General features: G+C 67.8%; 25 protein-coding genes and 5 tRNA genes. 22 read left to right on the forward strand and 8 right to left on the reverse strand.

The window, feature by feature from the left end; all coding sequences use genetic code 11:
* Nucleotides 1-35 precede the first annotated feature (35 nt).
* From FX134_RS01320 to FX134_RS01380, 13 genes are all read left to right on the forward strand, one after another.
* Complete coding sequence (locus FX134_RS01320) at nucleotides 36-800, forward strand: transposase (RefSeq protein WP_080797179.1); 765 nt, start codon at nucleotides 36-38, stop codon at nucleotides 798-800.
* A gap of 180 nt (nucleotides 801-980) precedes the next feature.
* Nucleotides 981-1982, forward strand: a complete 1002-nt coding sequence (gene gap / locus FX134_RS01325; protein WP_080797180.1) for a type I glyceraldehyde-3-phosphate dehydrogenase — start codon at nucleotides 981-983, stop codon at nucleotides 1980-1982.
* 63 nt (nucleotides 1983-2045) lie between these two features.
* Entirely contained in the window at nucleotides 2046-3233 is a 1188-nt protein-coding gene (locus tag FX134_RS01330; protein ID WP_080797181.1) for a phosphoglycerate kinase, read from the forward strand.
* Between the two features lie 60 nt (nucleotides 3234-3293).
* Nucleotides 3294-4064 carry a triose-phosphate isomerase gene (gene tpiA, locus FX134_RS01335; RefSeq protein WP_080797182.1) on the forward strand — a complete coding sequence of 257 codons (771 nt, stop codon included), beginning with the start codon at nucleotides 3294-3296 and terminating at the stop codon, nucleotides 4062-4064.
* 55 nt (nucleotides 4065-4119) lie between these two features.
* Nucleotides 4120-5691, forward strand: coding sequence for a 2,3-bisphosphoglycerate-independent phosphoglycerate mutase (gene gpmI, locus FX134_RS01340; RefSeq protein WP_080797183.1), 1572 nt, complete (start codon nucleotides 4120-4122; stop codon nucleotides 5689-5691).
* Nucleotides 5692-5898: 207 nt separating this feature from the next.
* Complete coding sequence (secG, locus tag FX134_RS01345) at nucleotides 5899-6153, forward strand: preprotein translocase subunit SecG (RefSeq protein WP_080797184.1); 255 nt, start codon at nucleotides 5899-5901, stop codon at nucleotides 6151-6153.
* Nucleotides 6154-6224: 71 nt separating this feature from the next.
* Nucleotides 6225-6313 (forward strand) — tRNA-Leu (locus FX134_RS01350).
* A 77-nt stretch (nucleotides 6314-6390) separates the two neighbouring features.
* Complete coding sequence (locus FX134_RS01355) at nucleotides 6391-7296, forward strand: cation diffusion facilitator family transporter (RefSeq protein ID WP_080797185.1); 906 nt, start codon at nucleotides 6391-6393, stop codon at nucleotides 7294-7296.
* 9 nt (nucleotides 7297-7305) lie between these two features.
* The gene (locus FX134_RS01360) at nucleotides 7306-8007 is read left to right on the forward strand and encodes an HAD-IA family hydrolase (RefSeq protein WP_080797186.1); all 702 of its coding nucleotides are present in this window, start codon (nucleotides 7306-7308) and stop codon (nucleotides 8005-8007) included.
* A gap of 123 nt (nucleotides 8008-8130) precedes the next feature.
* Nucleotides 8131-8205, forward strand: a tRNA-Val gene (locus tag FX134_RS01365).
* Between the two features lie 129 nt (nucleotides 8206-8334).
* Nucleotides 8335-8410, forward strand: a tRNA-Gly gene (locus tag FX134_RS01370).
* 69 nt (nucleotides 8411-8479) lie between these two features.
* A tRNA-Cys gene (locus FX134_RS01375) sits at nucleotides 8480-8553 on the forward strand.
* Between the two features lie 38 nt (nucleotides 8554-8591).
* Nucleotides 8592-8667, forward strand: a tRNA-Gly gene (locus tag FX134_RS01380).
* 69 nt (nucleotides 8668-8736) lie between these two features.
* Here the strand turns inward: FX134_RS01380 and FX134_RS14985 are convergent.
* A complete protein-coding gene (locus FX134_RS14985; RefSeq protein WP_080797187.1) occupies nucleotides 8737-8886 on the reverse strand; it encodes a zinc ribbon-containing protein in 150 nt (49 codons plus the stop codon).
* A 235-nt stretch (nucleotides 8887-9121) separates the two neighbouring features.
* Between FX134_RS14985 and thiS the strand changes: the two genes are divergently transcribed.
* The 7 genes from thiS (at nucleotide 9122) to FX134_RS01420 (ending at nucleotide 14547) form a co-directional block, all read left to right on the forward strand.
* On the forward strand, nucleotides 9122-9319 hold the full coding sequence (thiS, locus tag FX134_RS01390) for a sulfur carrier protein ThiS (protein WP_080803631.1): 198 nt from the start codon (nucleotides 9122-9124) through the stop codon (nucleotides 9317-9319).
* Complete coding sequence (thiF, locus tag FX134_RS01395) at nucleotides 9319-9936, forward strand: sulfur carrier protein ThiS adenylyltransferase ThiF (RefSeq protein ID WP_080797188.1); 618 nt, start codon at nucleotides 9319-9321, stop codon at nucleotides 9934-9936. The genes thiS and thiF overlap by 1 nt, the downstream gene beginning before the upstream one ends.
* A gap of 5 nt (nucleotides 9937-9941) precedes the next feature.
* Nucleotides 9942-10715 carry a thiazole synthase gene (locus FX134_RS01400; RefSeq protein ID WP_080797189.1) on the forward strand — a complete coding sequence of 258 codons (774 nt, stop codon included), beginning with the start codon at nucleotides 9942-9944 and terminating at the stop codon, nucleotides 10713-10715.
* Between the two features lie 10 nt (nucleotides 10716-10725).
* On the forward strand, nucleotides 10726-11955 hold the full coding sequence (thiH, locus tag FX134_RS01405; RefSeq protein WP_080797190.1) for a 2-iminoacetate synthase ThiH: 1230 nt from the start codon (nucleotides 10726-10728) through the stop codon (nucleotides 11953-11955).
* Nucleotides 11942-12523 (forward strand): thiamine phosphate synthase, encoded by a 582-nt coding sequence (locus FX134_RS01410; protein WP_080797191.1) that lies wholly within the window; start codon nucleotides 11942-11944, stop codon nucleotides 12521-12523. The genes thiH and FX134_RS01410 overlap by 14 nt, the downstream gene beginning before the upstream one ends.
* 183 nt (nucleotides 12524-12706) lie before the next feature.
* The gene (locus FX134_RS01415) at nucleotides 12707-13906 is read left to right on the forward strand and encodes a GAF domain-containing sensor histidine kinase (RefSeq protein ID WP_080797192.1); all 1200 of its coding nucleotides are present in this window, start codon (nucleotides 12707-12709) and stop codon (nucleotides 13904-13906) included.
* On the forward strand, nucleotides 13903-14547 hold the full coding sequence (locus tag FX134_RS01420) for a response regulator (RefSeq protein WP_080797193.1): 645 nt from the start codon (nucleotides 13903-13905) through the stop codon (nucleotides 14545-14547). Before FX134_RS01415 ends, FX134_RS01420 begins: the two co-directional genes overlap by 4 nt.
* Before the next feature lie 116 nt (nucleotides 14548-14663).
* Here the strand turns inward: FX134_RS01420 and FX134_RS01425 are convergent, their stop codons facing one another.
* From FX134_RS01425 to FX134_RS01450, 6 genes are all read right to left on the reverse strand, one after another.
* The gene (locus FX134_RS01425; protein WP_080797194.1) at nucleotides 14664-15566 is read right to left on the reverse strand and encodes a 4Fe-4S binding protein; all 903 of its coding nucleotides are present in this window, start codon (nucleotides 15564-15566) and stop codon (nucleotides 14664-14666) included.
* Nucleotides 15563-15820 (reverse strand): chaperone NapD, encoded by a 258-nt coding sequence (locus tag FX134_RS01430; RefSeq protein WP_080797195.1) that lies wholly within the window; start codon nucleotides 15818-15820, stop codon nucleotides 15563-15565. The genes FX134_RS01425 and FX134_RS01430 overlap by 4 nt, the downstream gene beginning before the upstream one ends.
* Before the next feature lie 169 nt (nucleotides 15821-15989).
* On the reverse strand, nucleotides 15990-16322 hold the full coding sequence (locus FX134_RS01435; protein ID WP_080797196.1) for a hypothetical protein: 333 nt from the start codon (nucleotides 16320-16322) through the stop codon (nucleotides 15990-15992).
* Between the two features lie 10 nt (nucleotides 16323-16332).
* The gene (gene napA / locus FX134_RS01440; RefSeq protein ID WP_080797197.1) at nucleotides 16333-18891 is read right to left on the reverse strand and encodes a nitrate reductase catalytic subunit NapA; all 2559 of its coding nucleotides are present in this window, start codon (nucleotides 18889-18891) and stop codon (nucleotides 16333-16335) included.
* 100 nt (nucleotides 18892-18991) lie between these two features.
* Nucleotides 18992-19600, reverse strand: a complete 609-nt coding sequence (locus FX134_RS01445) for a 4Fe-4S dicluster domain-containing protein (RefSeq protein ID WP_080797198.1) — start codon at nucleotides 19598-19600, stop codon at nucleotides 18992-18994.
* Between the two features lie 191 nt (nucleotides 19601-19791).
* Entirely contained in the window at nucleotides 19792-20574 is a 783-nt protein-coding gene (locus tag FX134_RS01450) for a teichoic acid transporter (RefSeq protein WP_080797199.1), read from the reverse strand.
* A 299-nt stretch (nucleotides 20575-20873) separates the two neighbouring features.
* Between FX134_RS01450 and FX134_RS01455 the strand changes: the two genes are divergently transcribed.
* On the forward strand, nucleotides 20874-21974 hold the full coding sequence (locus tag FX134_RS01455; RefSeq protein ID WP_080797200.1) for a TerC family protein: 1101 nt from the start codon (nucleotides 20874-20876) through the stop codon (nucleotides 21972-21974).
* Between the two features lie 64 nt (nucleotides 21975-22038).
* Here the strand turns inward: FX134_RS01455 and FX134_RS01460 are convergent, their stop codons facing one another.
* Complete coding sequence (locus tag FX134_RS01460; protein WP_080797201.1) at nucleotides 22039-22953, reverse strand: diacylglycerol/lipid kinase family protein; 915 nt, start codon at nucleotides 22951-22953, stop codon at nucleotides 22039-22041.
* A gap of 68 nt (nucleotides 22954-23021) precedes the next feature.
* Between FX134_RS01460 and rnd the strand changes: the two genes are divergently transcribed.
* Nucleotides 23022-24167: a ribonuclease D gene (gene rnd, locus FX134_RS01465; protein WP_080797202.1), complete on the forward strand. Its 1146-nt coding sequence runs from the start codon at nucleotides 23022-23024 to the stop codon at nucleotides 24165-24167.
* Nucleotides 24168-24170: the final 3 nt, after the last annotated feature.

Consider the following 24170-nt stretch of genomic DNA (forward strand, 5'->3'; position numbering starts at 1 on the left):
GCCATTTTACCGACGTGTACGAAAAGGAGGACTTCATGGCACGTTCTGCAAGGGCTGTTTCGGAGTCGGGGTATTACCATGTGGTGCTCCGCGGGAACGGCAAGCAGCTTCTTTTCGAGGACGATCTCGACAGGCATGCCTTCATCGACGCGGCTGCGGAGCAGTTCGCTCAAAGGGAAGTCGTCGTCATCGCATGGTGCCTCATGGACAATCACGTACATCTGCTGTTGCGCGACGACGCGAGGCAGTTGAGCAGGGCGATGCAGGCCCTTGCGACGAAGTACGCTCAACGTTTCAACCGCAAGGGAGGGCATGCGGGCCACGTGTTCCAAGAACGGTTCGCCAGCTTTCCCGTTGAAAGCGATTCCTATCTGCTGGAAGCGGTGCGCTACATTCACAACAACCCTGCGAAAGCTGGCGTCTGCCCGGTCGACGAGCACTGGTGGAGCAGCTATCGCGAATACGTGGGAAAGGCCGAACTCGCTGACACGTCCATCGTGCTGGACATGCTCGGCGGCGTGGATGCCCTCATCGCGTTCCAGGCTGCGGACGCCGCCGGCCGTTACCGTCTTGGCGGCGGGCACCGCATACCTGACGAGGAGATGGGCGAGGTCGCCGCCGCTGTTCTCGCGGAGTCGTTTGGGTGCGCGGCGAACGAGGTGAAGGCTCTCCCGAAACCGCGCAGGAACGAGTGCCTGGTCGCCCTCCATGACGTCGGGCTGTCTATTCGGCAGATCGGTCGCCTGACGGGAATCGGCGACAGAACCATCGCCCGAGTGGCATCTTCAAAAATGGCATAAAAGGGGACTGTCCCCTTTTATGCCAAACGGCTCGGCGAGCGGTTGGGAGCGTCCGCCGCCGGGCCGGCGGGTTGCTTTTTTTATACGCTGGCGAGATAGGGCTTGCCGCAGGGCGGCGACACCCGGTATGATCGGGGCGTTCCTGCAATTCTGATGCAAGGTATCTGAAAGGGGATACGCATGGCAATCAAAGTAGGCATTAACGGATTCGGCCGCATCGGCCGCCTGGTGTTCCGCACGATGGCGAACGATCCGGAGATCGAGGTCGTGGCCGTGAACGACCTCGGCGACATCCCGACGATGGCCCACCTGCTCAAGTACGATTCCATCCACGGGCGCGCCTTCGACACGGTCGAGGTCACCGAGGACGGCTTCGTGGCCGACGGCCATGCGGTCAAGGTGCTCTCCGAGCGCGAGCCGGCCAACCTCCCCTGGGGCGAGCTGGGCGTCGACGTGGTCGTGGAGTCCACCGGCTTCTTCACCGACGCCACGAAGGCCAAGGCCCACCTCGACGCGGGCGCCAAGAAGGTCGTCATCTCCGCGCCGGCCAAGAACGAGGACATCACCATTGTCATGGGCGTGAACGACGGCGACTACGACAAGGAGAAGCACAACATCATCTCCAACGCCTCGTGCACGACGAACTGCTTGGCCCCCTTCGCGAAGGTGCTCATGGACAGCTTCGGCATCAAGCGCGGCTACATGAACACGATCCACGCGTTCACGAACGATCAGAAGATCCTCGACCTTCCCCACAAGGACCTGCGCCGTGCCCGCGCGGCCTCCATGTCCATGATCCCCACCACCACGGGCGCCGCCCGCGCGGTGTCGCTCGTGCTGCCGGAGCTCAAGGGCAAGCTCGACGGCTTCGCCACGCGCGTTCCCACGCCGGACGGCTCGATGGTCGACCTCACGGTGGAGCTTGAGAAGGATGCCACCGTCGAGGAGATCAACGCCGCGATGAAGGCCGCTGCCGAAGGTTCGCTCAAGGGCATCCTGGAGTACACCGAGGATCCCATCGTGTCTATCGACATCGTGGACAACCCGCACTCCTCCATCTTCGACAGCAAGCTCACCATGGTGCTGGGCGGCGAGGGCAACTTCGTCAAGTGCATCAGCTGGTACGACAACGAGTGGGGTTACTCCAACCGCGTGAAGGACCTCGTGAAGATCCTGCTCTAACCGCATCCCCTCAAACGAGCCTGCCTTGGCAGGCTCGTTTTTCGTTTGGACAAGGAGGGCCCCATGGCCGATATCAAAACCATCGACGAGCTGGACGCGCGCGGCAAGCGCGCGCTCGTGCGCGTCGACTTCAACGTTCCCGTTAAGGACGGCGCCGTCGCCGACGACACGCGCATCCGCGCGGCGCTGCCCACCATCAAGCGCCTGGTGGGGCAGGGCGCGCGCGTCATCCTCATGAGCCACCTCGGCCGCCCGGCGGGCGAGGGTTTCGAGGAGGCGTTCTCGCTGCGCCCCGCCGCCCAGCGCCTCTCCGAGCTCATCGGCAAGCCGGTCGCCTTCGCTGCCGACACGGTGGGCCCGGACGCCCAGGCGAAGGCCGCGGCGCTTGCCGACGGCGACGTGCTGGTGCTCGAGAACCTGCGCTTCGACAAGCGCGAGAAGAAGAACGACCCCGCCTTCTGCGAGGAGCTGGCCGCGCTCGGGCAGGTGTACGTGAACGACGCGTTCGGCACCGCGCACCGCGCCCACGCCTCCACGGCCGGCGTCGCCGCGCTCCTGCCGGCGTACGCGGGCTACCTCATGCAGCGCGAGGTGGGCACGCTCACGGGCATGCTGGAGAATCCGAAGCGCCCGTTCGCGGCGATACTGGGCGGCTCGAAGGTGTCGGACAAGATCAAGGTCATCGATGCGCTCATGGACACCTGCGACACGCTCATCGTGGGCGGCGGCATGTGCTTCACGTTCCTGCTCGCGCAGGGCAAGGCCGTGGGAGCCTCGCTCAAGGAAGAGGACTGGGTGGAGCGCGCGGCTGCGATGATCGCGAAGGCGCAGGAGAGGGGCGTGAAGCTGCTCCTGCCCGTGGACGTGGTCGTCGCCGACCGGTTCGCCGAAGATGCCGAGACGCTCACGGTTTCGGTCGACGAGATCCCCGATGGTATGATGGGCCTCGACATCGGACCCGAGACGGCCAAGCTCTACGCCGACGCCGTGGCCGAGGCCAAGACCGTGTTCTGGAACGGCCCCATGGGCGTGTTCGAGATGCAGCCCTTCGAGGCCGGCACGCGGGCCGTGGCCGAGGCCGTGGCCGCCAACGCCGAGGCGGACACCGTCATCGGCGGCGGCGACAGCGTGGCCGCCGTGAACAAGTTCGACTTGGCCGACAAGATGACGTTCATCTCCACCGGCGGCGGCGCCTCCATGGAGCTCGTGCAGGGCGAGGCCCTCCCGGGCGTCGAGGCGCTCAAGAACTAGCAGAATGGCATAAAAGGGGACTGTCCCCTTTTATGCCATTCCCGAGGAAAGGAAGATCGCATGGCGCGCAAACCAATGATGGCGGGCAACTGGAAGATGAACAACACCGTCGCCGAGGCGGTGGTGCTCACGCAGGAGATCTCCAATCAGTACGAGAAGGAGTGGCCGGAGGCGCTCGACATCGTCATCTGCCCGCCCTACGTGGACCTCAAGCCGGCCAAGACCGTGCTCGACTTCGATAAGACGAAGATCGCCGTGGGCGCGCAGAACGTGTACTGGGAGCCGAAGGGCGCGTTCACGGGCGAGGTCTCGGTGCCGATGATCAAGGAGATCGGCTGCGCGTGCTCGATCGTGGGCCACTCCGAGCGCCGCGAGCTGTTCGGCGAGACGAACGAGGACGTGAACCGCAAGGTGAAGGCGCTTCTGGAGGGCGGCCTGTACGCCATCGTGTGCGTGGGCGAGTCGCTCGCCGTGCGCGACGAGGGCACCACCGAGGAGTACGTCACCGCGCAGGTGCGCGCCGCGTTCGCCGGCGTGGACGCGCGCGACGCTGCGAAATGCGTCGTGGCCTACGAGCCCATCTGGGCCATCGGCACGGGCCGCACCGCCACGCCCGAGCAGGCCGAAGCCGTGTGCGCACGTGTTCGCGCGACGCTCGCCGAGCTCTTTGGCGCCGAGGTTGCCGAGGAGATGCGCGTGCTCTACGGCGGCTCGATGAATCCGGGCAATGTGGACGGCCTCATGGCCCAGCCGAACATCGACGGCGGCCTCGTGGGCGGCGCGGCCCTCAAGTGCGAGTCGTTCGTCCAGCTCATCAAGGCGTGCCTGTAACGATCCCCGTCATCCTGAACAAGACCCTTCTGTCATCCTGAGCGGAGTGAACGAAGTGAACGTAGTCGAAGGATCCCGTGCGGCGTCAGCTGATAGCCTCACGCTGCCCGCCTGCCTCATCATCATGGACGGCTTTGGCCTGGCCGAGCCCGGCCCCGGCAACGCCATCTCGCTTGCGGACACGCCGAACCTCGACGCGCTGTTCGCGGAGCGCCCGTGGACGCGCCTCGAGGCGTCGGGCGAGGCCGTGGGCCTGCCAGAGGGGCAGATGGGCAACTCCGAGGTGGGCCACCTCAACATCGGCGCGGGGCGCGTGGTGTTCCAAGAGCTCACGCGCATCAACCGCGCCTGCGCCGACGGCTCGCTGGCTGCGAACCCGGTGCTCGGCGAGGCGTTCGCGGCCGCCGCGCAGCTGGGTGCGGCGCTGCATCTCATGGGCCTCGTGTCCGACGGCGGCGTGCATTCGTCCAACGAGCACCTCTACGCGCTCATGCGCGCGGCGAAGGCGGCGGGTGTGGGGCATATCGTGGTGCACTGCTTCATGGATGGTCGCGACGTGCCGCCCAAGAGCGGCGCGGGCTACCTGGAGGAGCTTGAGGCTGTCGCGCGCGAGCTTTCCGACGATGTGTGCGAGGCGCGCATCGGCAGCATTTCCGGGCGCTACTACGCCATGGACCGCGACAACCGCTGGGAGCGCGTCGAGCAGGCATGGCGCGCCGTCGTAGCCGCCGAGCCCTGCACCGATGCGACGTCTGCCGAGGTTATGGCCGCGTCCTATGAGGCTGGCGTCACCGACGAGTTCGTCGTGCCCACGGCGCTCGACGCGCGCGGGGTGTGCGAGGGCGATGCGGTGGTGTTCTTCAACTTCCGTCCCGACCGCGCCCGCGAGCTTACGCGCGCGCTGGTGGATCCGGCGTTCGAGGGCTTCGAGCGCCCGCAGTTCCCGCAGGTGAGCTTCGTGTGCCTCACCGAGTACGACCCCGAGATCCCGGCACCCGTGGCCTTCGCCAAGGAGTTCCCCGACAACGTGCTGGCCGACGTGCTGGCCGAGGCGGGCCTGTGCCAGTACCACATCGCCGAAACGGAGAAGTACGCCCACGTGACGTTCTTCCTGAACGGCGGGCGCGAGGAGCCCAAGGCGGGGGAGGAGCGCTCGCTCGTCCCGAGCCCCAAGGTGGCCACCTACGATCTCAAGCCGGAGATGAGCGAGCCCGCCGTGGCCGCCACGCTGGCCGCCGCCATCGACGCGGGTGAGGCCGACGTCTACATCGTGAACTTCGCGAACTGCGACATGGTGGGCCACACGGGCGTCATTCCGGCCGCCGTGGCCGCCGTCGAGGCGGTCGACGCGGGCGTGGGCCAGGTGCTCGCCGCGCTTGAGCGCAAGGGCGGCGTCGCGCTCGTCACGGCCGACCACGGCAACGCCGACAAGATGCTGGCGGACGACGGCAGTCCCTTCACGGCCCACACCACGGCTCCCGTGCCGCTCGTACTCGCGGACTTCGCCGGCACCGGCCGCACGCTCGCCGATCGCGAAGGCGCGCTCTGCGACATCGCCCCCACGCTCCTCGAGCTCCTGGGCCTGCCTGCGCCCGCCGAGATGACCGGCCAAAGCCTCCTCGCCTGAAGCCGAATGGCATAAAAGGGGACTGTCCCCTTTTATGCCAAAATGTCCCAGATGGGGACTGTCCCCATTTGGGACATCTGTTGGGCGCGGGCGTGGCTTCCCTGTGGACGCGCGCCGTGCGGCGGGGGATTCGGCTTGCCCGCGCCCACTCGTTCCGCTATACTTGATAACTTGCGTATAGGTTGCAAACGAAAGAAGAGAGAAACCTTGAACCCGCTCCTCATCATCATGCTCATCCTGCTCGTCGTCTCGGGCCTGGGCCTCATCGTGTTCATCCTGCTGCATTCCGGCAAGGGCACGGGCATCTCCGACATGATCGCCAGCTCGGTGTACTCCACGCAGACCGGCACGAGCATCGTCGAGAAGAACCTCGACCGCATCACCATCGCGTTCGCCGTGATCTTCATGGTGTCGCTCATCGTGCTCATGATCATCTACCCGCACGGGTCGATCGCGAATTAGCGAAAAAAGGCCCTTCACAACGCAGGGGGGTTCGGGTAGAATAACCTGCGTTGCGTTTCAGAGCAACCTTTGTCGGAGTGGTGGAACGGCAGACACGCTAGCTTGAGGTGCTAGTGCCCACACAACGGGTGTGCGGGTTCAAATCCCGCCTCCGACACCAGCGAAGTTAGAAGGAGAGTCCAAGCGGCTCTCCTTTTCGTATATGGGCCCGGTAAAGCGGATGCGGAGGAGCAGGGAATGACGAAGGCGTTTGCAGCCAAGGACGCGGTCTCGTCGCGCATGCGCTCCATCCGGCAGGTGCTCTGGATCATCCTGCTTCTCAACTTGGCGGTGGCGGCAGCGAAGTACGTCTACGGCACGATCAGCGGCTCGGCGTCGATGCAGGCCGACGGCATCCACTCGGTGTTCGACTCGGCCGGCAACGTGGTGGGGCTCGTCGGGATATCGCTCGCCGCGCGCCCGGCCGACGAGGGCCACCCCTACGGCCACGCGAAGTTCGAGACGTACGCGAGCCTGGCCATCGGGATGCTGCTGCTCCTGGCGGCGTTCGAGGTGGGCTCGAGCGCGGTGGGCAAGCTCGTCTCAGGAGCGTACACGGCCGAGGTCACGCCGGTCTCCTTCGCGGTCATGATCGGCACGCTGGCGGTGAACCTGGGCGTGACGGCCTACGAGCGGCGCTGCGCGAAGCGCTACAAGAGCGAGGTGCTGGCGGCCGACGCCAACCACACGCTCTCCGACGCGCTCGTGTCCGTGGGCGTCATTGCAGGCCTTGCGGCCGTGGCGCTCGGGTTCCCCATGGCCGACCCCGTCATGGCGCTCGTGGTGACGCTCGCCATCCTGGGCACGGCCTACGATGTGCTCAAGCACGCGCTGGCCACGCTGTCGGACCGGGCGCGCATCCCCGAGGAGGACGTGCGCGCGGCGGTCTTGGCGGTACCCGGCGTGCGCGACGCGCACCGCATCCGTACGAGGGGCACGGAGGGCGAGGTGTACGCCGATCTGCACGTGCTCGTCGCGCCGGAGATGACGGTGAAGGACGCCCACGACCTGTCGGAGCGCGTCGAGCAGGTCGTGGAGGAGCGCTTCCCGAACGTGGTGGAGGCGCTTGTGCACATCGAGCCCGACGACGGGCACGTGGACTAGGGGGATCGCATGATCGAGGCGGTGTTCTTCGACGTGGGCGCCACGCTTATCCGGCCGCGCCCGACGGTGGCCGAGACGATGGGCCGCGTGGCGGCCGCGCGCGGGCATGCGCTCACGGCGCGCGACTTCGAGCGCCACATGCCGGCGATGGAGGCGTATTACGAGGCGGAATACCTGCGCGACGGCGACTTCTGGTGCTCGCACGAGGGGTCGACGGCCATCTGGCTCGACCAGTACCGCTACGTGTGCCACCTGGCGGGCATCGGACACGACGCGGAGGGGATGGCGTTCGCGGTGAACGAGGCGTACCGCCATGCGTCCGGCTGGGAGGTCTACGCCGACGTCGCGGGATGCCTGCGCGCGCTCAAGGAGCGGGGGCTCGCCCTGGGCGTGGTGTCGAATTGGGACGCCGAGCTCGAGGGCCTGCTGCGCGACCTCAAGCTGCTGCCGTACTTCGACACGGTGGTCTCGAGCGCGGCCGAGGGATACCGCAAGCCCAATCCCGTGATCTTCGACCTCGCCTGCGAGCGGCTGGGCGTGCAGCCCGACGCGTGCGCGCACGTGGGGGACCGGCCGGACGCGGACGGCGACGGGGCCGCCGCGGCCGGGGTGCGCCCGGTGATCGTCGACCGTCACGACGCGGAGGAGGGCTGCGGCTACGAGCGCGTGCGCTCGCTCGCCGAGGTGCCGGGGCTGCTCGAAGGGTTCTAGGGTCTCGGCCGTCCGCCGCGGTCCGCCGCCAAGGTTTTTTGAAATTGGGGCTTTGATACCGCCCGGTGTTCTGGTAACATATCAGCTCGCTGGCGCGGATGCGTCCGAGCCGAGCGACCATGTGCGCGATTAGCTCAGGGGGAGAGCACTACCTTGACACGGTAGGGGCCGCAAGTTCAAATCTTGCATCGCGCACCACGTGAATCCAGAAGGGCCTTCGATCTATCGGAGGCCCTTTTCATTGGATGGGAGCGGGAGCGTTCCGAAAAAATCAAAAATGGGGGCTTGCGCGAGTGCGGGCGTTCCAGTATTATATTTCCTCGCGACGCGGACGTGGCTCAGCTGGTAGAGCACGACCTTGCCAAGGTCGGGGTCGCGGGTTCGAACCCCGTCGTCCGCTCCATCGTCATTAAGAGGCCGGTCATACTCAACAGTTTTGGCCGGCCTTTTTCATGACGATCCGCCGCACCAGGGCGACGTGGCCAAGTGGTAAGGCAGAGGCCTGCAAAGCCTTCACCCCCGGTTCGAATCCGGGCGTCGCCTCCAACCGTTTCTTCGGAAGCGGGGGATTGAAAAGCTTATAAGCGGACGTGGCTCAGCTGGTAGAGCACGACCTTGCCAAGGTCGGGGTCGCGGGTTCGAACCCCGTCGTCCGCTCCATTCGACATCGAAGCCCCGCCGGTTTGCCCGGCGGGGCTTTTCCATGCGCCGGCGCAGAGCTTCAGAGCGTCAGTCCTCCTCGACCTTCTCGAACTCGTGGTGCCCGCAGTTGGGGCAGGCGGGCAGCGGCTCGGCGTCGTCGTTGATGCGCACGATGTAGCCGCAGTTCTTGCAGCGGTACTTGCCCGGGCCGGGCTTGTCTCCGGTCTTGTACTCCATCGGATGCTCCTTTCGTCGGAATCCCTTTCCGCGAAGCCTACCGCAACGCGCGCCCGCGCCGGTTGCGCCCGCGAAACGGCTCGGCATCGCCTTGCCGCCGCCCCTTTCCCGCGGGGGGGGGGGCGGGGGGGGGGCTAGCACGCGAAGCGCGTGCGAAGGGGCGCACCACCTCGGGTGCGGGCTTCTTCGCATGCGCTTTTTTGCGTTCGGGACCGAAACAGGGAAGGAGGGCCTCGTGGCGAAGGTGAACGGGGAGGAGCATCCGGAGGCCGACGGCGGCACGCTGGCGGCATGGCTCGCGGCGGCGGGCTTCGACGAGCGGCGCGTGGCGTGCGAGCTCGACGGCGAGATCGTGCCGCGCGAGGAGTACGGCGCGCGGACGCTCGGCCCGCACGACGCGGTGGAGGTCGTGCGGTTCGTGGGAGGCGGCTGATGGACGCGCTCGCAAGCCGCATCGGCGCCGATGCGCGCGAGCGGCTGCGGGCGGCGCGCGTCGGCATCGCCGGGCTCGGGGGCCTCGGCTCCCACATCGCGGTCATGCTCGCGCGCTCGGGCGTGGGCGCGCTGCATCTCGTGGACTTCGACGTGGTGGACGAGGGCAACCTCAACCGCCAGCACTACTTCCGCGAGCACTTGGGCCGCCCGAAGACCGACGCCCTCGCCGAGCAGCTGCTGCGCATCGACCCGCGCCTCGACCTGGCGCTCGACCGGGTGCGCGTGGACGCCGGCAACGCGGCGGCGCTGTTTTCGGGCGAGCGCATCGTGTGCGAGGCCTTCGACGATCCCGCGGCCAAGGCCGACCTCGTGAACGCCCTCCTCGCGCAGGCGCCGGGCACCACCGTGGTGGCGGCGAGCGGCATGGCGGGCGCGGGCCCGGCGGCCGAAGTGCGCACGCGGCGTGTGGGCCGGCGGCTCTACGTGTGCGGCGACGGCGCGACGGACGTGGCCGACGAGGCGCTCTACGCGCCGCGCGTGGTCCTGTGCGCCGCCCAGCAGGCGCTCGTGGTCGTGCGCCTCGCGCTGGGACTGGAAGATCAGACAGGAGACTGAGAGATATGGCATACCAACCCGACACGTGGTCGCTCGGCGGCCGCACGTTCGCCTCGCGCTTCATCCTGGGCTCGGGGAAGTTCAACCTCGACCTCGTGCGCGCGGTCGTGGAGGACGCCGGCGCGGAGATCGTGACGCTGGCCGTGCGCCGCGCGAACACCGCTCAGGAGGGCAGCATCCTCGACGCCATCCCCGAGGGCGTGACGCTTCTGCCCAACACCTCGGGCGCGCGCACGGCCGAGGAGGCGGTGCGCATCGCGCGGCTCGCCCGGGCGATGGGCTGCGGCGACTTCGTGAAGGTGGAGGTCATCCGCGACGCGCGCTACCTCATGCCCGACAACGCCGAGACGGTGCGCGCCACGGCGCTGCTCGCCGAGGAGGGCTTCACGGTGCTGCCCTACATGTTCCCCGACCTCGCGTGCGCGCGCGACCTCGTGAGCGCGGGCGCGGCGGCCGTTATGCCGCTCGGGGCGCCCATCGGGTCGAACAAGGGCCTCGCGGCGCGCGAGTTCATCCGCATCATCATCGAGGAGGTGGACGTGCCCGTCATCGTGGACGCAGGGATAGGGCGGCCCTCGCAGGCCTGCGAGGCCATGGAGCTGGGCGCGGCCGCCGTCATGGCCAACACGGCCGTGGCCACGGCGGGCGACGTCGCCTTGATGGCCGCCGCGTTCGGGCGCGCTGTGGAAGCGGGACGGGCGGCCTACCTGGCGGGATTCGGGCGCGTGCTCGACTGTGCCGAGGCTTCCTCGCCCCTGACCGGCTTTCTGGCGGACTAGGGGGCCGGCCGTGACCGAGAAGGCTCCCGCCTGGGACATCCCGCGCTTCACCCGCCTGACTGAGGTCGATGCCGCCGACATCGCCCGCGACCGGGGGCTCGACCCCTTCGCCTACCTGCCCGACATGGACGGGGCGGGCTCGCCGGTGCTGGACGAGGTGCTCGAGCGCGCCGCCGCCTTCGACTTCGACGCCGTGCGCGAGGCCGACGTGCGCCGCGCACTCGCCGCCGACATGCCGGCCTTCGAAGACTTCGGCGCGCTCCTCGCACCGGCGGCTGAGCCTCTGCTCGAGGAGCTGGCCCTTGCCGCCCGCGCCGTCCGCACGCGCTGGTTCGGCACGACGGCGCACCTGTTCACGCCGCTCTACCTGGCGAACTTCTGCGACAACCACTGCGTGTACTGCGGCTTCAACCGCGACAACGACATCTGCCGGGCGCGCCTCGACCGCGCGGGGATGATCCGCGAGCTCGACGCCATCGCGGCTACGGGGCTCGAGGACGTCCTGCTGCTCACCGGCGAGGATCGTGCCCGCACCGACGTCGGCTACATCGCGGAGGCGGTCGAGCTCGCCGCCGCGCGCTTCCGCACGGTGGGCCTCGAGGTGTACCCGATGAACGTTGACGAGTACGCGCGCCTGCACGCATGCGGGGCCGATTACGTCACCGTGTTCCAGGAGACGTACAACCCCGCGCTCTATGGAAGGCTGCATCTGGCCGGGCGCAAGCGCGTGTTCCCGTACCGCGCCGAGGCCCAGGAGCGGGCGCTCGCCGCCGGCATGCGCGGCGTCGCCTTCGGAGCGCTGCTCGGGCTCGGCGACTTCCGCCGCGACGCGCTGGCCTGCGGGCTGCACGCGCACCTGCTGCAGCGCGCCTACCCGCATGCGGAGCTGTCGCTGTCCTGCCCGCGGCTGCGGCCCGCGCCGGGCATGGAGGGCCTCAGGTCCCGCGGGGTGGGCGAGCGGCAGCTCCTCCAGGCGATGTGCGCCTACCGGCTGTTCCTGCCGCAGGCGGGGATCACCATCTCCTCGCGCGAGCGAGCGGGATTCCGCGACCACGCCATGACGATTGCCGCCACGAAGATCTCGGCCGGGGTGTCCACGGGCGTGGGCGAGCACGCGGGCGGAGCGGAGGCGGGCGACGACCAGTTCGAGATCGCCGACGGGCGCGACGTGGCCCACGTGTCCGCCGCCCTGCGCGCGATGGGGCTCGAGCCCGTCATGAACGATCATGTGCTCGTGTGAGGGCGCGCGCGGCCGCTTCTGGCGCGTGTTCGTCACCGACCGCCGCGCCTGCGCGCGCCCGCTGCCCGACCAGGTGGCGCTCCTCGCGGCGCAAGGCCTCATCGACGCCGTGATCCTGCGCGAGAAGGACCTGGACGAGGCCGCCTACGCGCGCCTCGCGGCCGAGGTGGCCGACGCCTGCGCCGCGGCCGGCATCGCCTTCGCCGTCCATACCCACGCCGCCGTCGCCCGCCGGCTCGGGGCGCGCGCCGTGCATCTGCCCCTGCCGCAGCTGCGCGCGCAGGGCCGCCCCGAGGGCTTCGCCGCCGTGCTCGCGAGCGTCCACAGCCTCGAGGAGGCCGCCGAGGCCCGGGCGCTCGGCGCGGACGTCCTCGTGGCGAGTCCTGTGTTCGCGCCCTCGTGCAAGCCGGGCGTCGCGGGTCGCGGCCCGGCCTTCCTGCGCGCGATCGTCGAGGCGGCGGGCGCGCCCGTGCTCGCCCTCGGCGGCATCACCGACGCCACCGAGCCCCTCGCGCGCGCCTGCGGCGCCGCCGGAGCCTGTCGCATGGCCGATTTCGCACGGCGTTGACGCGGCCTTTCGCGCGAGCGGCGCAAAAATGCAATTCTGACCTGGGAACATACCGTATGCGGGGGAATCCGTGCAAATCCGGGCGTTTTGGGGGATAATGGAGCGTTAGACGACGGGCGGCGCGCTCGCGCGAGGAGACGGGGCGCGCCCATGAGGCATACGGGAGAAAACGGGGGAGGCTCTATGGGGGCTTCTAACTTCAGCGAGGACACGCTCGCGGGCGGCAACGAGGAGTACGCGCGCGCGGTCGAGCGCATCAAGGAGCGCTTCGGCTTCGATTTCGTATCCATCGGGCTCACCGCGTTCATCGGCGCGCCGCTCAAATGGATCTACAGCGCCGGCGCCACCGGCGAGCGCCACCGGCGCATCGTGCTCGCGCCCGGCCACGGCATCGGCGGCATCACCATCAAGGCCGGCAAGCCCATGATGTTCACCGACATCGACGAGGAGATCGACCCGCGCGAGTACTCGTCGTATCCCATCGTGTTCGCCGAGGACCTGCACAGCTTCTGCGCGCTGCCGCTCATGCGCGACGGGCGCGTGGTCGCGGTGCTGCTCGCGGCGTTCCGCACGGTGAGCGAGGCTCACGAGGAGGTGTACCGCCAGCTCATCGAGCACTTGGGCGGCGAGCTCTGCGGTCTGCGCGTGGTGTCGGACGACTTCATGAACTTCGAGAGCATCGCGGCGGAGAAGCGCGCCGACACCTCCGCCAACCCCATCTTCATCCGCTCGGAGCTCTCGCGCGTCATCGCCGCGCAGGAGGACGAGCGCAAGCGCATCTCGCGCGAGCTGCACGACGGCATCGCGCAGGAGCTGCTCATCGTGTCGTTCGTCATCAAGCAGCTCGGCGCGCACGTCGACGGCGAGGGGACGGCGCTTCTGGCCGACGCGAACAACAACATCGACCGCATCCTCGACGAGCTGCACAACATCTCGGTGGAGCTGCGCCCCTCCGCGCTCGACCATCTGGGGTTCGTGGCCGCGCTGCGCTCGCAGGCCGCCGTGTTCGAGCGCACCTACGGCACCGAGATCGTGTTCGAGGGCAGCCTGTCGCGCGAGCGGTTCGACCAGGCGCTCGAGACGCAGGCCTACCGCATCTGCCAGGAGGCCATCCTGAACGCGTGCAAGTATTCCGGGGCCGACAAGGTGTACGTCTCGCTCGAGGACGCCGACGGCTGGCTGCACGCCTCCGTCGTGGACCACGGCTGCGGGTTCGACACCGAGCGGCCCGTCATCAAGGGCAGCGGCTGCGGGCTGTCGGGCATGCGCGAGCGCGCGAGCGTCATCGGCGCGATGCTCACGATGGAGTCGGGTCCTGGGGGCACGACGATCACGCTCGTCGCGCCGATGAACGTCGTCGAGGGCAAGGAGGTCGAATCATGATCCGCGTCATGCTGGCAGACGACCACGAGGTGGTGCGCGCGGGCTTCAAGATGATCCTCGAGCAGGATCCCGGCATCCGGGTGGTGGCGGAGGCGGCCGACGGCGCGCAGGCCTACGCCATCGTGGCGCGCGAGAAGCCCGACATCCTGCTCATGGACATCTCGATGCCGCCGGGGCAGAGCGGGCTCATCGCCTGCGAGAAGATCGCGAAGGACTTCCCGGCCACGAAGGTGGTCATCCTCACGATGTTCGCCGAGCCCGAGTACCTGTTCTACACCCTGCGCGGCGGGGCGGCGGGCTACGTGCTGAAGAACTCCACCTCCGACGAGCTTCTGGCCGCGGTGCACGCCGTGGCCGAGGGCGGCAGCTACATCCATCCCAAGATGACGTCGCTGCTCACCAAGCAGCTCGTGGGCGCGGGCGAGGAGGAGGACCGCTCCTACCAGCAGCTTTCGAACCGCGAGCTGGAGATACTCCAGCTTCTGGCGAAGGGCTTCACGAATAAGGAGATCTCCGAGCAGATCTACCTCTCCGTGAAGACGGTGGAGGCCCACCGCTCGAAGATCTACCAGAAGCTCGGCCTGAAGACCCGCGCCGACCTCGTGGACTATGCCCTGAGGCACAAGCTTCTGAACGTGTGACCTTTGTCATCCTGAGCGGAGGCCGAAGGCCGGAGTCGAAGGATCTTCAACCTGTTTGAACGCGCTTCGTCGAAGATCCTTCGACTCGCTTCGCTCGCTCAGGATGACAAGTGCGACTACGCGGTCTCCGCAGCCGGCTCCTCGGCGGGGGCGGGCTTCGGGTTGCGGCCCAGGCCGAAGGCGAGCGCCTTGGTGGGGCAGGCGTCCACGCATGACCCGCACGCCATGCAGTCGCCCGCGCGCACGATGACGTCGCGCTCGGTGAGCACCGGATCGAGGATGGCCGGATCGGCGAGGCACGCCTGCTTGCACGCGTCGCAGTGGATGCAGGCCTCGCGGTCGAAGCGCACGTTCACCTGTCCGACGCGGCCGAGCGCCTGATAGAAGCCGCCGAGCGGGCAGAGGGCGCGGCACCACACGCGATGCCCCCAGAACAGCTCCGCCAGCACGATGGCCAGAAGCACCCACAGGCCCGTGACCGCGCCGAACAAAAGGCCCTTGTTGAGGGCGCTCACGGGCGAGAAGGCCTCGAACACCGGCACGCTGAACAGCGCGGACAGCACGAGCACGGCGAGCGCGATCCCGAGCTTCGCATGGCGCGGCACCGGCGCCTCGCGCACTTCGATGCCCAGCTTGCGCCGCACGGCGTCCATGATCTCGAGCAGCAGGTTGACCGGGCACACCCAGCCGCAGAACGCGCGCCCGCGCACGAGGCCGTACACCACGAGTACCGGCAGCGCGGCGATAAGCCAATCGAGCGCGAACGTCTTGGAGGCCGCGGCCACCTGCAGCATCGCGAACGGGTCGAGCACCTCGATCCCGAAGACGGTCGACGAGGACAGGCTGCCGAAGAACGGCAGACCCGCCGGCGTCGCCATGGCCTCCTCGCCGCCGGAGCCGAGGCCGAGAAGGCCCCATCCCGCGACGAGCAGCGGCACCGCGAACAACGCGAGGGCCGCTGCCTGCACGGCATGCCGCGCGACGGTCCAGCGCCGCGTCCGCTTCGGCACGTCGCTCATCGCTGCCCGGCCTTCGCGAGCGTGGGGTCGTCCTCGAAGTTCGCGTACACGAGGTTGATGCCGGTCACGCCTTCGATGCCGATGAAAGAGCTCGCGATGCCGTGGGAGTCGTCCACCGTCTCGGCCTCGATGGTGACCACAAGCTTGTAGTCGTTCTTCTCGTGGACCTCCACGCCTTCGCGGCCGGAGAGCTCGCGCGCCACGTCGTCGGTGTGCTCGGGTGCCGTCTCCACGACCAGGCTTGAAATGACCATGATGCTGCTCCTAACGTTCATGTGGGGCTCCCGGAGCCCGCCCTCTGGGGAGAGAGGGCGGGACAAGGGGAGAAAGACGGGCGGGTGCGAGGGAATTCGAGCCGCCCGTCGGGTAAGTCCGTCCCGCTCCGAGCCCAAGCGGCGGGCTCGGAGCGGCAAGAGGGTTTCCTTACGCCTGCGCATGGCAGGTATTGCACTGCTCGTGGGTCGGGTCCATCTCGAAGGAACCCGCGTCGCCGCCGGCGTAGTGGTCGGCGGGCAGCGCCGTGGCGTCCGCGAGCATCGGGTTGGAGCGCTCGGACGCGCCGTGGCAGCCGTAGCACCCGGCGGCCCCGAGCGACTCGAAGCGGCCCTCGTGGCTCGTCGGCATGAGCGGCGGGGCGCCGGCCGGCACGTTCGCGTTCACGTCCTCTTTCGGGGCTTCCTGGCTGCACCCGGCAACCGAGCCCAGGCCCATCGCCATCGCCAGCACGAGGGCGGCGGTTATCATGTGCTTCTTCATCGTCTTCCCCCTACAGCTTCGTGATGGACACGCAGGTCTTTTTGTAATCCGGTTCCTTGGACAGCGGGCAGTACGTGTCCTGCACGGCCAGGTTGACGAGCGTCTCCTCCGCGAAGAAGGGGGCGAACACCACGCCTGCGGGCGGCTCGGTGCGGCCGGCCGTGGACACCTTGATGTCGAACTCGCCGAAGCGCGACTTCACCTTCACCATGTCGCCGTCCAGGATGTCGAGCTTGGCGCAGTCCTCGGGGCTCATGTTGAGCAGGGCCTCGGGCAGCGCGCGGTCGAGCTCGGGCACGCGGCGGGTCATCGTGCCGGTGTGCCAGTGCTCCAGCAAGCGTCCGGTGACGAAGTAGAACGGGTACTCGTTGTCGGGCTCCTCCGCCGGCGGCTCGTAGGGGCGGAACACCACGGAGGGCTTGAGCTTGGCGGACTTGTAGAAGCTGACGCCCTTCGCCATGCCCTCCTTGCCGTACTGCTTCACGCCGACCTCGTCGAAGCCGTCGGCCTGCTTGCCGGCCGCGAAGCGCCACTTGGTGGACATCCACTTACCGTCGACGTTGCGCACGGGCCACGTCATGCCGTGGTGGGCCAGGTACTCCTCGTAGGGAGCCAGCTGCTTGGCCTCCATCTTGAGCTTGGCCTCGAACTTGCCGTCGGCGTCGTCGTTGATGGCCTTGGCCTTCTCGTTCATGTCGGGGTTGGAGAAGATGCGGTACTCCTCCCACAGCAGGCGGTTCGTCTCGCGGTCGTCGTTCTTGAAGTTTGCGGCGTCCTTGTCGTAGATGAAGCCGAACAGGTGGTCGAAGGAGTCCTTGCCGTCGATCGTCTCGCCCTCGAGCACGCGGCGCGCAACTTCCATGAACGCCCACAGGTCCCACTTGGCCTCGCCCGGCGCGTCCACGGCCTTCTCGAAGATGGCGCTGCGGCGCTCGGCGTTGCCGAACTGGCCCTCGCGCTCCACCCAGAGCGCCACCGGGAGCACGACGTCGGCGTACTGCGTGGACAGGGTGGGGTACACCTCGTTGACCACGATGAACGCGTCGAACACGCCCTTCTTGTCGCCGCGTCCGAGGAAGCGGGTGAGGTTGGGCATGGACTGCGCCCAGTTGTTGTGCGCGCTCCACAGAAAGTCGATGTTGCCCTTGGACAGCTCGCGGAAGATCTTCACCGTGTGGAAGCCGGGCTTCTGGATCTCGTCGAGGTAGCCCTCGGGAAGATCCCAGATGGCCTCGGTGTAGCGGCGATGCTGCGCGTTGGCCACCAGCAGGTCGGCGGGCAGGCGGTGCGAGAACGTGCCGACCTCGCGGGCGGTGCCGCAGGCGGTGGGCTGGCCGGTCAGCGAGAAGGGGCCGCAGCCGGGCTGGGCGATCTTGCCGGAGAGCAGGTGGATGTTGTAGATGTTGTGGTTCATCCACGTGCCGCGGTTGTGCTGGTTCACGCCCATGGTCCACAGGCTCATGACCTTGGCCTTCGGGTCGGCAAACACCTCGGCGAGCTCTTTGAGGTCCTCGACGGCCACGCCGGAGAGCTTGGAGGTGTACTCGAAGGTGTAGGGCTCGAGGCGCGCGGCGTACTCCTCGAACGTGATGGGGTTCACCTTATCCACGGACTTGCCGAGGTCGCTTCCGTCATAGCCGTCGTCGGTGGCGTTGCCGATGTTCTCGGTGCCCTGCTTGAACTGCAGATGGTCGGTGACGAACGCCTCGTCGTACTTCTTGTTCTGCACGAGGTAGTTGGCGATGCAGTTTGCGATGGCCAGGTCGGTGTTGGGCTTGAAGATCATGGTCTTGTCGGCGCTCGCGCTCGTGCGCGTCCTGATGGTGCCCAGGTCGTAGTGCTTGACGCCCTGGCCCGAGATCTTGCGGGCGGTCAGGCGCGAGTAGAGCATCGGGTGCGCTTCGGCCATGTTGGCGCCCCAGGTGATGAACACGTCGGCCTCGTCGAGGTCGCTGTAGCTGCCGGCGGGCTCGTCGGTCTGGAACACGTTCATGAAGCCCACGACGGCGCTGGCCATGCACAGGCGCGCGTTCGGGTCCACGTTGTTGGACAGCAGGCCCGCCTTGATGAACTTGGCGCAGGCGTAGCCCTCCGTGATGGGCTGCTGGCCGGAGAGCCAGAAGGCGAGCCGGCTCTTGTCGGCCTTCCACGTCTCCTTGAGCTTGGAGGCGACGAGTTCGAGCGCCTCGTCCCACGTGGCTTCGCGCAGGCCTTCCTCGGTGCCCTTCGTCGACTTGTCCTCGCGGATGAGCGGCGTGGTCAGGCGGTCGTCTCCGTAGAGGATCTTCGCCAGGTAGTAGCCCTTCACGCAGTTGAGGCCGCGGTTGGACTCGTTGTCCGGGTCGCCCGTGACGCTGACCAGCTTGTTGTCCTTGACCTCGCAGATGACGCCGCAGCCGCAGCCGCAGAAGCGGCAGACGGCCGTGTACTTCTGGCCCTCGCCGTCGGCGGAAGCCTGCTGGCCCTCGCCGCTTGCGCATCCTACGAGCGACGACATGGTGCCGGCCGCAGCCGCGCTTGCGAGCGCAACCGCCGTGGCCTTGACGAATCCTCGCCTTGTGATGTCCATGACATCCCTCCTCTTACTCCCGTTATTCGCTCTTCTATCTTCCACCCGTCCTCCAACGGTTTGGAAAACCATGCTCTCGCCGCGCAGGGCGGCTTCGCGCTCAGGCGCCCGCGCCCCGCGCACGCTCCGCGTCGCTCGCGATGCGCACGGCCACCACGGGCTCGCTCACCACGCAGCGCTCGACGCACAGGCCGCAGCCCACGCACTTGTCCTCGACGATGACCGGGGCGAACACCGAATGGATGGCGTCTCCCTCGCGCATGCGGTAATCGATGACGATGGCTTCGTCGATGAGGGGGCAGGCTCGGTAGCACACCTCGCAGCGCATGCCCTGGAACGCGATGCACGCCTCCTCGTCGATGACGGCGACGCCCATGCGCACGTCCGGGCGCTTCTCGATGTCGCGCAGCGCGTCGGTGGGGCACGCGTTCACGCAGGGGAAGTCCTCGCACAGGCGGCAGGCCTGCTCGCGCGCGTCGACGTAGGGGGTTCCCACGGCCATGCCGTCGCCGTTGCCGGCCGCATGCAGCGCCCGGTAGGGGCAGGCCTCGATGCACTTGCCGCACTTGACGCAGCGCGACAGGAAGTCCTTCTCGCCGTGGGCGCCGGGCGGCCGGAGAAGGTCCGCCTCGCCGGCATAGGCGTACGCCGCGGCCTGGAAGGCCACGATAGCGGCAGACGCACCGGCTATGACGCTCGATAATTTCATGGAATCTCCTCTTCCTCGCCACGTATCATGCTCCTCGAAGGCGCCGCGTGCCTATCGGGGTATGTCCGTGGGTTGGGAGGAGAAATCCCTCTGCGGGACTAGGGTTTTATTCTGTTTTTACTTGAGAATAACTTCGACGAGGGAAAACGATGGAGTCCCCCTGTCACGCCTTCACTCTGCCACGCCGCGTCTTACGCGGTCAGGCGGATGCCCACGTAGACGGCCGTGTCGGGCAGGCCGGAGATGTCGTAGACCTCGGAGAGCGCGATGGCCGACACGCGCCACGCGTAGGAGGTCCCGTCCACGTCGACGGTGCCGGTCATGAACGTGTTGCCCACCTCGTCGACGCCCTGGCCGTCCTCGGCCACGGTGGCGGGGTCGAACCCTTCGGAGGCCACGGCCGCCTGGACGGCCGCCTCGACGCTTCCGGAGTCGAAGTCGGCGTAGCGCACGCGCATGTCGAGCGCCTCGCCGCGATCCACCGTGAGGGTCCACGAGCCCTTCAGCAGGCGCGCGGCGTCGGCGGCGCCGAGCGACCCGATGCCCTTGGCGTACATGAGGCCGGCCTCGACCTCGGTCACGTCGGAGGGCAGCTTCACCAGCTCGAAGCCGCCGGTGGGGAAGTCCTCCTCCGAGGACATCTGCACGGTCGTGTAGCCCGCGTCCGTGAACGTCTGCTTGATGGTCTCGTCGTCGAGCGGGGCGAGCGATGCGAGCAGCGGCAGGTCGTAGGACACCTCGCGCGCGAGGTTCTCCTCGACGCTCGCCTGGGTGCGCGCGGCGGATCCGTTGACTGCGTCGAGCACGTTGTGCAGAAGCAGCCACCCGATGGCGGCCGCGGCCACCACAAACAGGACCATGAGCGCCATCTGGGGCTTCGGCGCGCTGAGGGGCCGCTTCAGGCCCGTGTCGTCGAGGTAGCGGACCGGTCCGCCCGCATCCACGTAGTCGTTTCTCTGGGAGTTGAAAAGCATTGCGTCTCCTGCCGCGTATGGCCTGTCTGCCCGAAGGCGGTTTGTGTGCTTTGGGCATTATAGCATTGCCCAGCTGGGGGCATCGTGATAGGATACCTGACGCCCGTGGGGGAGTAGTTGGCATGCGCCGCAGGTGCGTGCGGCACGTTCAACATCATGGCCTTCGGCCTGGCGTGTCTGAAATAACGAGACTCATGGCGCGACCGCACCTGTGCGTGCGGCTGCGCTATGAGTCTTTTTTTGTGGATTCTCTGCGTCCGCGGGCAATGCCGGACTTTGACGATAGGAGCAGACGACCCGTGGACCTTTCAATCTTCTCGACGCCGGAGGCGTGGATCAGCCTGATCACGCTCATCTTCCTGGAGATCGTGCTCGGCGTGGACAACCTCGTGTTCATCTCCATCACCACCAACCGCCTACCGGCGGAAAAGCAGCACATCGGCCGCAAGCTGGGCCTGGCCGGCGCGCTCATCATGCGCATCGTGTTCTTGTGCTTCGCGTCGTACCTCGTGCATATGACCACGGCGCTGTTCACCGTGAGCTTCGGCGCGTACGAGCACGGCTACTCGGTGCGCGACCTCGTGCTGCTCATCGGCGGCGCCTACCTTATATACAAGGGCATCATCGAGCTGCGCGACACGCTGCGCCTCACGGAGGTCAAGGCCGCGCACTCCGAGGACCACAAAGCGCTGCACATGATCACGCTGCCGCAGGCCGTGGGCACCATCATGGTCATGGACCTCGTGTTCTCCATCGACTCGGTCATCACCGCCGTGGGCATGGCCGACCACCTCATCATCATGATCATCGCCGTCATGCTGGCCGTGTTCCTCATGATGGCCTTCATCGACCCCATCTCCAACTTCATCAACGGCCACCCCGAGATGAAGATGCTCGCGCTCACGTTCATCGTGGCAATCGGCGCGCTGCTCGTGATGGACGCCGCCGGCTTCCACACCGGCATCGAGATGATGCACATGCCGCTCGAGAAGCTCATCGTGTACTTCGCCATGGTGTTCTGCATCGTGCTCGAGCTCATCCAGATGCGCTACAACGCGAACTACCTGGCCTGGCGCAAGGAGCGCTGGAAGAACCAGACCGCCGAGCAGATCGACTCGGTGCGCGCCCAGATGCTCGAGGATATGCGCCGCGACGCCGCCGAGCAGGAGAAGCAGGGGAGAAGCGGCGCGAAGCGGGAGGGCGAGGCGCGACGCGAGCGCATCACGCCGGTCATCATCGGCAACAACGTGTACGTCATGATGCCCATGGTGGGCGAGGACGCCACGTCGTTCCGCGAGCTGATGGCCACCTCGGACACGGCCGGCCAGACGTTCAGCGCCCCCATGGAGATCGAAGTGGAGGCCGAGGTCGTCGACGAGGAGCCCGGCGAGCAGAAGTAGCCTTCGGGGCGAGGCAGGGGCGTGACAGGGGGACGGGACGCCCCCCTGTCACGCCCCACACCGCTCACTCCCATTCGGCGAACTGGTTGAAGCCCTCCTCGCTCACGAACAGGCGGGCGGCGCGGGGCATGACGCGCGCGGAGAACGGCGTCATGAGCCGCGTGGCCTCGCCGTCGTACTGCACCTCCATGGGAGGGTCGGCCTCAACGCGCACCTGGCGGGCGCGGTGGATCTCGAGGGCGTCGGTGCGGCCGGGCCAGTCGCCGCCGCGGTCGAGCAGCCCCGCGAACACGGCCGGGATCAGGTCGAAGGCGGTCTTGGCCTTGAGCACCACCACGTCGAACTCGCCGTCGCGGGGCTCGTTGCCGTGCGTGACCGTGATGTCGAACTGGATCTTCGAGAAGTTCACGAGCAGGATGCCCAGGCCCTCGCTCTCCACGCGCCTGCCGTCGAGGTCGATGGCGAAGCGGGACTTCTGCGGCATCGGGTTGGCGATGGCGGCCGAGATGTAGGCCATGGGCCCGAACAGGCGCTTGCCGGCCTCGGCGCCGTGCATGATGGCCGCGTCGTAGCCCGCGCCGGCCATGATGCCGAAGCCGAACCGGCGGCCCGCCACCTCGATCTCGCCCAGGTCGAAGTCGAGCGTGCGGCCCTCGCGCACCATCTTCGCCAGCGCGTGGGGCTCCATGGGCGAGGCCAGGTTGAGCGCGAGCAGGTTGGCCGTGCCCGCGGGGAAGGGCAGCACGGGGATGCCTGATCCGGCCAGCGTGTAGCTCACGGTGGCCACCGTGCCGTCCCCGCCGCTCGCGACGACGGCGTCGAAGGACGAGGCATCGTGCAGAAGGCTGCTCACGGCCGTGGCCCCGTCGGTGGAGCGCAGGCACACCTCGTCGCCATCGTGCACGAACGAGCGCATGAAGTCGTACACGGCGCCTTCGCCGAACCCCGAGGACAGGTTGTTGATGACGAGCAGTTTCACAGGATCCCTTTCAATTGCTATGATGGCATGGTACAACATGGAGCAGGAAACAAGGTAAGGAACCCTCGGTGTACATAGCAAACCAAGAAAACCTCGCGGCGTTCGTCGAGCGCGCCATGGCCTCGAGCGTGCTCGCCATCGACACGGAGTTCCTGCGCGAGAAGACCTACTATGCCAAGCTCTGCCTGCTCCAGCTGGCCACCGACGAGGAGACGGCCATCGTGGACCCCTTCGCGGTGGACGATCTCAGGGTACTCGCCCCGCTGCTGGAGAACGAGAACGTCATGAAGCTGTTCCATGCGGGCAGCCAGGACCTCGAGATCCTGCTGCGCGAGGTGGGCGTGCTGCCCCGGCCGCTCTTCGACACGCAGGTGGCGGCGGCGCTGCTCGGCCACACCCAGCAGATCGGCTACGCGGCGCTCGTCCATGCGGAGTGCGGCGTGATGCTGAAGAAGATCGACTCGTTCACCGACTGGTCGCGCCGCCCGCTTTCGCGCTCCCAGCTGGAGTACGCCGCCGACGACGTGGTGTACCTGCCCCGCATGTACGAGCGGATGCGCGCCCAGCTCGAGCGGAAGGGGCGTCTGTCCTGGCTCGACCGCGACTTCGAGGAGCTGGCCGACCCGGCCCGCTACCAGACCAACGAGCGCGAGCGCTACCGCCGGCTCAAGCGCGTCTCGCAGCTGTCGCGCCGGCAGCTCTCGGCCGCGCGCGAGGTGGCCGCCTGGCGCGAGCTGGAGGCGCAGCGCCGCGACGTGCCCCGCAAGTGGGTGATCACCGACGAGCAGATCGTGGAGGCGTGCAAGCGCGAGGCGCGCACCATCGACGAGCTGTTCATGGTGCGCGGCATGTCCGACCGCCTGGCCACGAAGGACGCGCGCACGGTGGTGGCGCTCATCACTTCGGCGCTCAACGCCACGCCCGACACCTGGCCGGAGCTCGACCGCTGCAGCAGGAACGAGCCCAACGTGGACGCGGAGATGGACCTCATGTGCGCGCTCGTGCGCCTGCGCGCCAAGCAGAACGACGTGGCGTTCCCCACGCTGGCCAGCCACGACGACCTCGCGCGGGTGGCGCGCGGCTACCGCGAGGGAGTGGACCTTTTGCGCGGGTGGCGCCGCGCGCTCGTGGGGGAGGAGCTTCTGGACCTGCTCGACGGCAAGCTCGCGCTCAGCCTGGAGGCGGGCGACGTCAAGGTGGAGCGCCGGGATTGACGG

It is taken from the genome of Arabiibacter massiliensis, from assembly GCF_902386925.1.
GTDB lineage: Bacteria > Actinomycetota > Coriobacteriia > Coriobacteriales > Eggerthellaceae > Arabiibacter > Arabiibacter massiliensis.

Bases quoted from the DNA above. Each gene is read 5' to 3' on its own strand.
- FX134_RS01360 (WP_080797186.1), top strand. From the start codon at position 7,306: ATGATCGAGGCGGTGTTCTTCGACGTGGGCGCCACGCTTATCCGGCCG.
- FX134_RS01415 (WP_080797192.1), top strand. From the start codon at position 12,707: ATGGGGGCTTCTAACTTCAGCGAGGACACGCTCGCGGGCGGCAACGAG.
- thiF (WP_080797188.1), top strand. From the start codon at position 9,319: ATGGACGCGCTCGCAAGCCGCATCGGCGCCGATGCGCGCGAGCGGCTG.
- FX134_RS01330 (WP_080797181.1), top strand. From the start codon at position 2,046: ATGGCCGATATCAAAACCATCGACGAGCTGGACGCGCGCGGCAAGCGC.
- napA (WP_080797197.1), bottom strand. From the start codon at position 18,891: ATGGACATCACAAGGCGAGGATTCGTCAAGGCCACGGCGGTTGCGCTC.
- FX134_RS01320 (WP_080797179.1), top strand. From the start codon at position 36: ATGGCACGTTCTGCAAGGGCTGTTTCGGAGTCGGGGTATTACCATGTG.
- tpiA (WP_080797182.1), top strand. From the start codon at position 3,294: ATGGCGCGCAAACCAATGATGGCGGGCAACTGGAAGATGAACAACACC.
- FX134_RS01355 (WP_080797185.1), top strand. From the start codon at position 6,391: ATGACGAAGGCGTTTGCAGCCAAGGACGCGGTCTCGTCGCGCATGCGC.
- FX134_RS14985 (WP_080797187.1), bottom strand. From the start codon at position 8,886: ATGGAGTACAAGACCGGAGACAAGCCCGGCCCGGGCAAGTACCGCTGC.
- FX134_RS01450 (WP_080797199.1), bottom strand. From the start codon at position 20,574: ATGCTTTTCAACTCCCAGAGAAACGACTACGTGGATGCGGGCGGACCG.
- FX134_RS01430 (WP_080797195.1), bottom strand. From the start codon at position 15,820: ATGGTCATTTCAAGCCTGGTCGTGGAGACGGCACCCGAGCACACCGAC.
- FX134_RS01410 (WP_080797191.1), top strand. From the start codon at position 11,942: ATGTGCTCGTGTGAGGGCGCGCGCGGCCGCTTCTGGCGCGTGTTCGTC.
- FX134_RS01425 (WP_080797194.1), bottom strand. From the start codon at position 15,566: ATGAGCGACGTGCCGAAGCGGACGCGGCGCTGGACCGTCGCGCGGCAT.
- FX134_RS01435 (WP_080797196.1), bottom strand. From the start codon at position 16,322: ATGAAGAAGCACATGATAACCGCCGCCCTCGTGCTGGCGATGGCGATG.
- FX134_RS01400 (WP_080797189.1), top strand. From the start codon at position 9,942: ATGGCATACCAACCCGACACGTGGTCGCTCGGCGGCCGCACGTTCGCC.
- FX134_RS01445 (WP_080797198.1), bottom strand. From the start codon at position 19,600: ATGAAATTATCGAGCGTCATAGCCGGTGCGTCTGCCGCTATCGTGGCC.
- gap (WP_080797180.1), top strand. From the start codon at position 981: ATGGCAATCAAAGTAGGCATTAACGGATTCGGCCGCATCGGCCGCCTG.
- FX134_RS01420 (WP_080797193.1), top strand. From the start codon at position 13,903: ATGATCCGCGTCATGCTGGCAGACGACCACGAGGTGGTGCGCGCGGGC.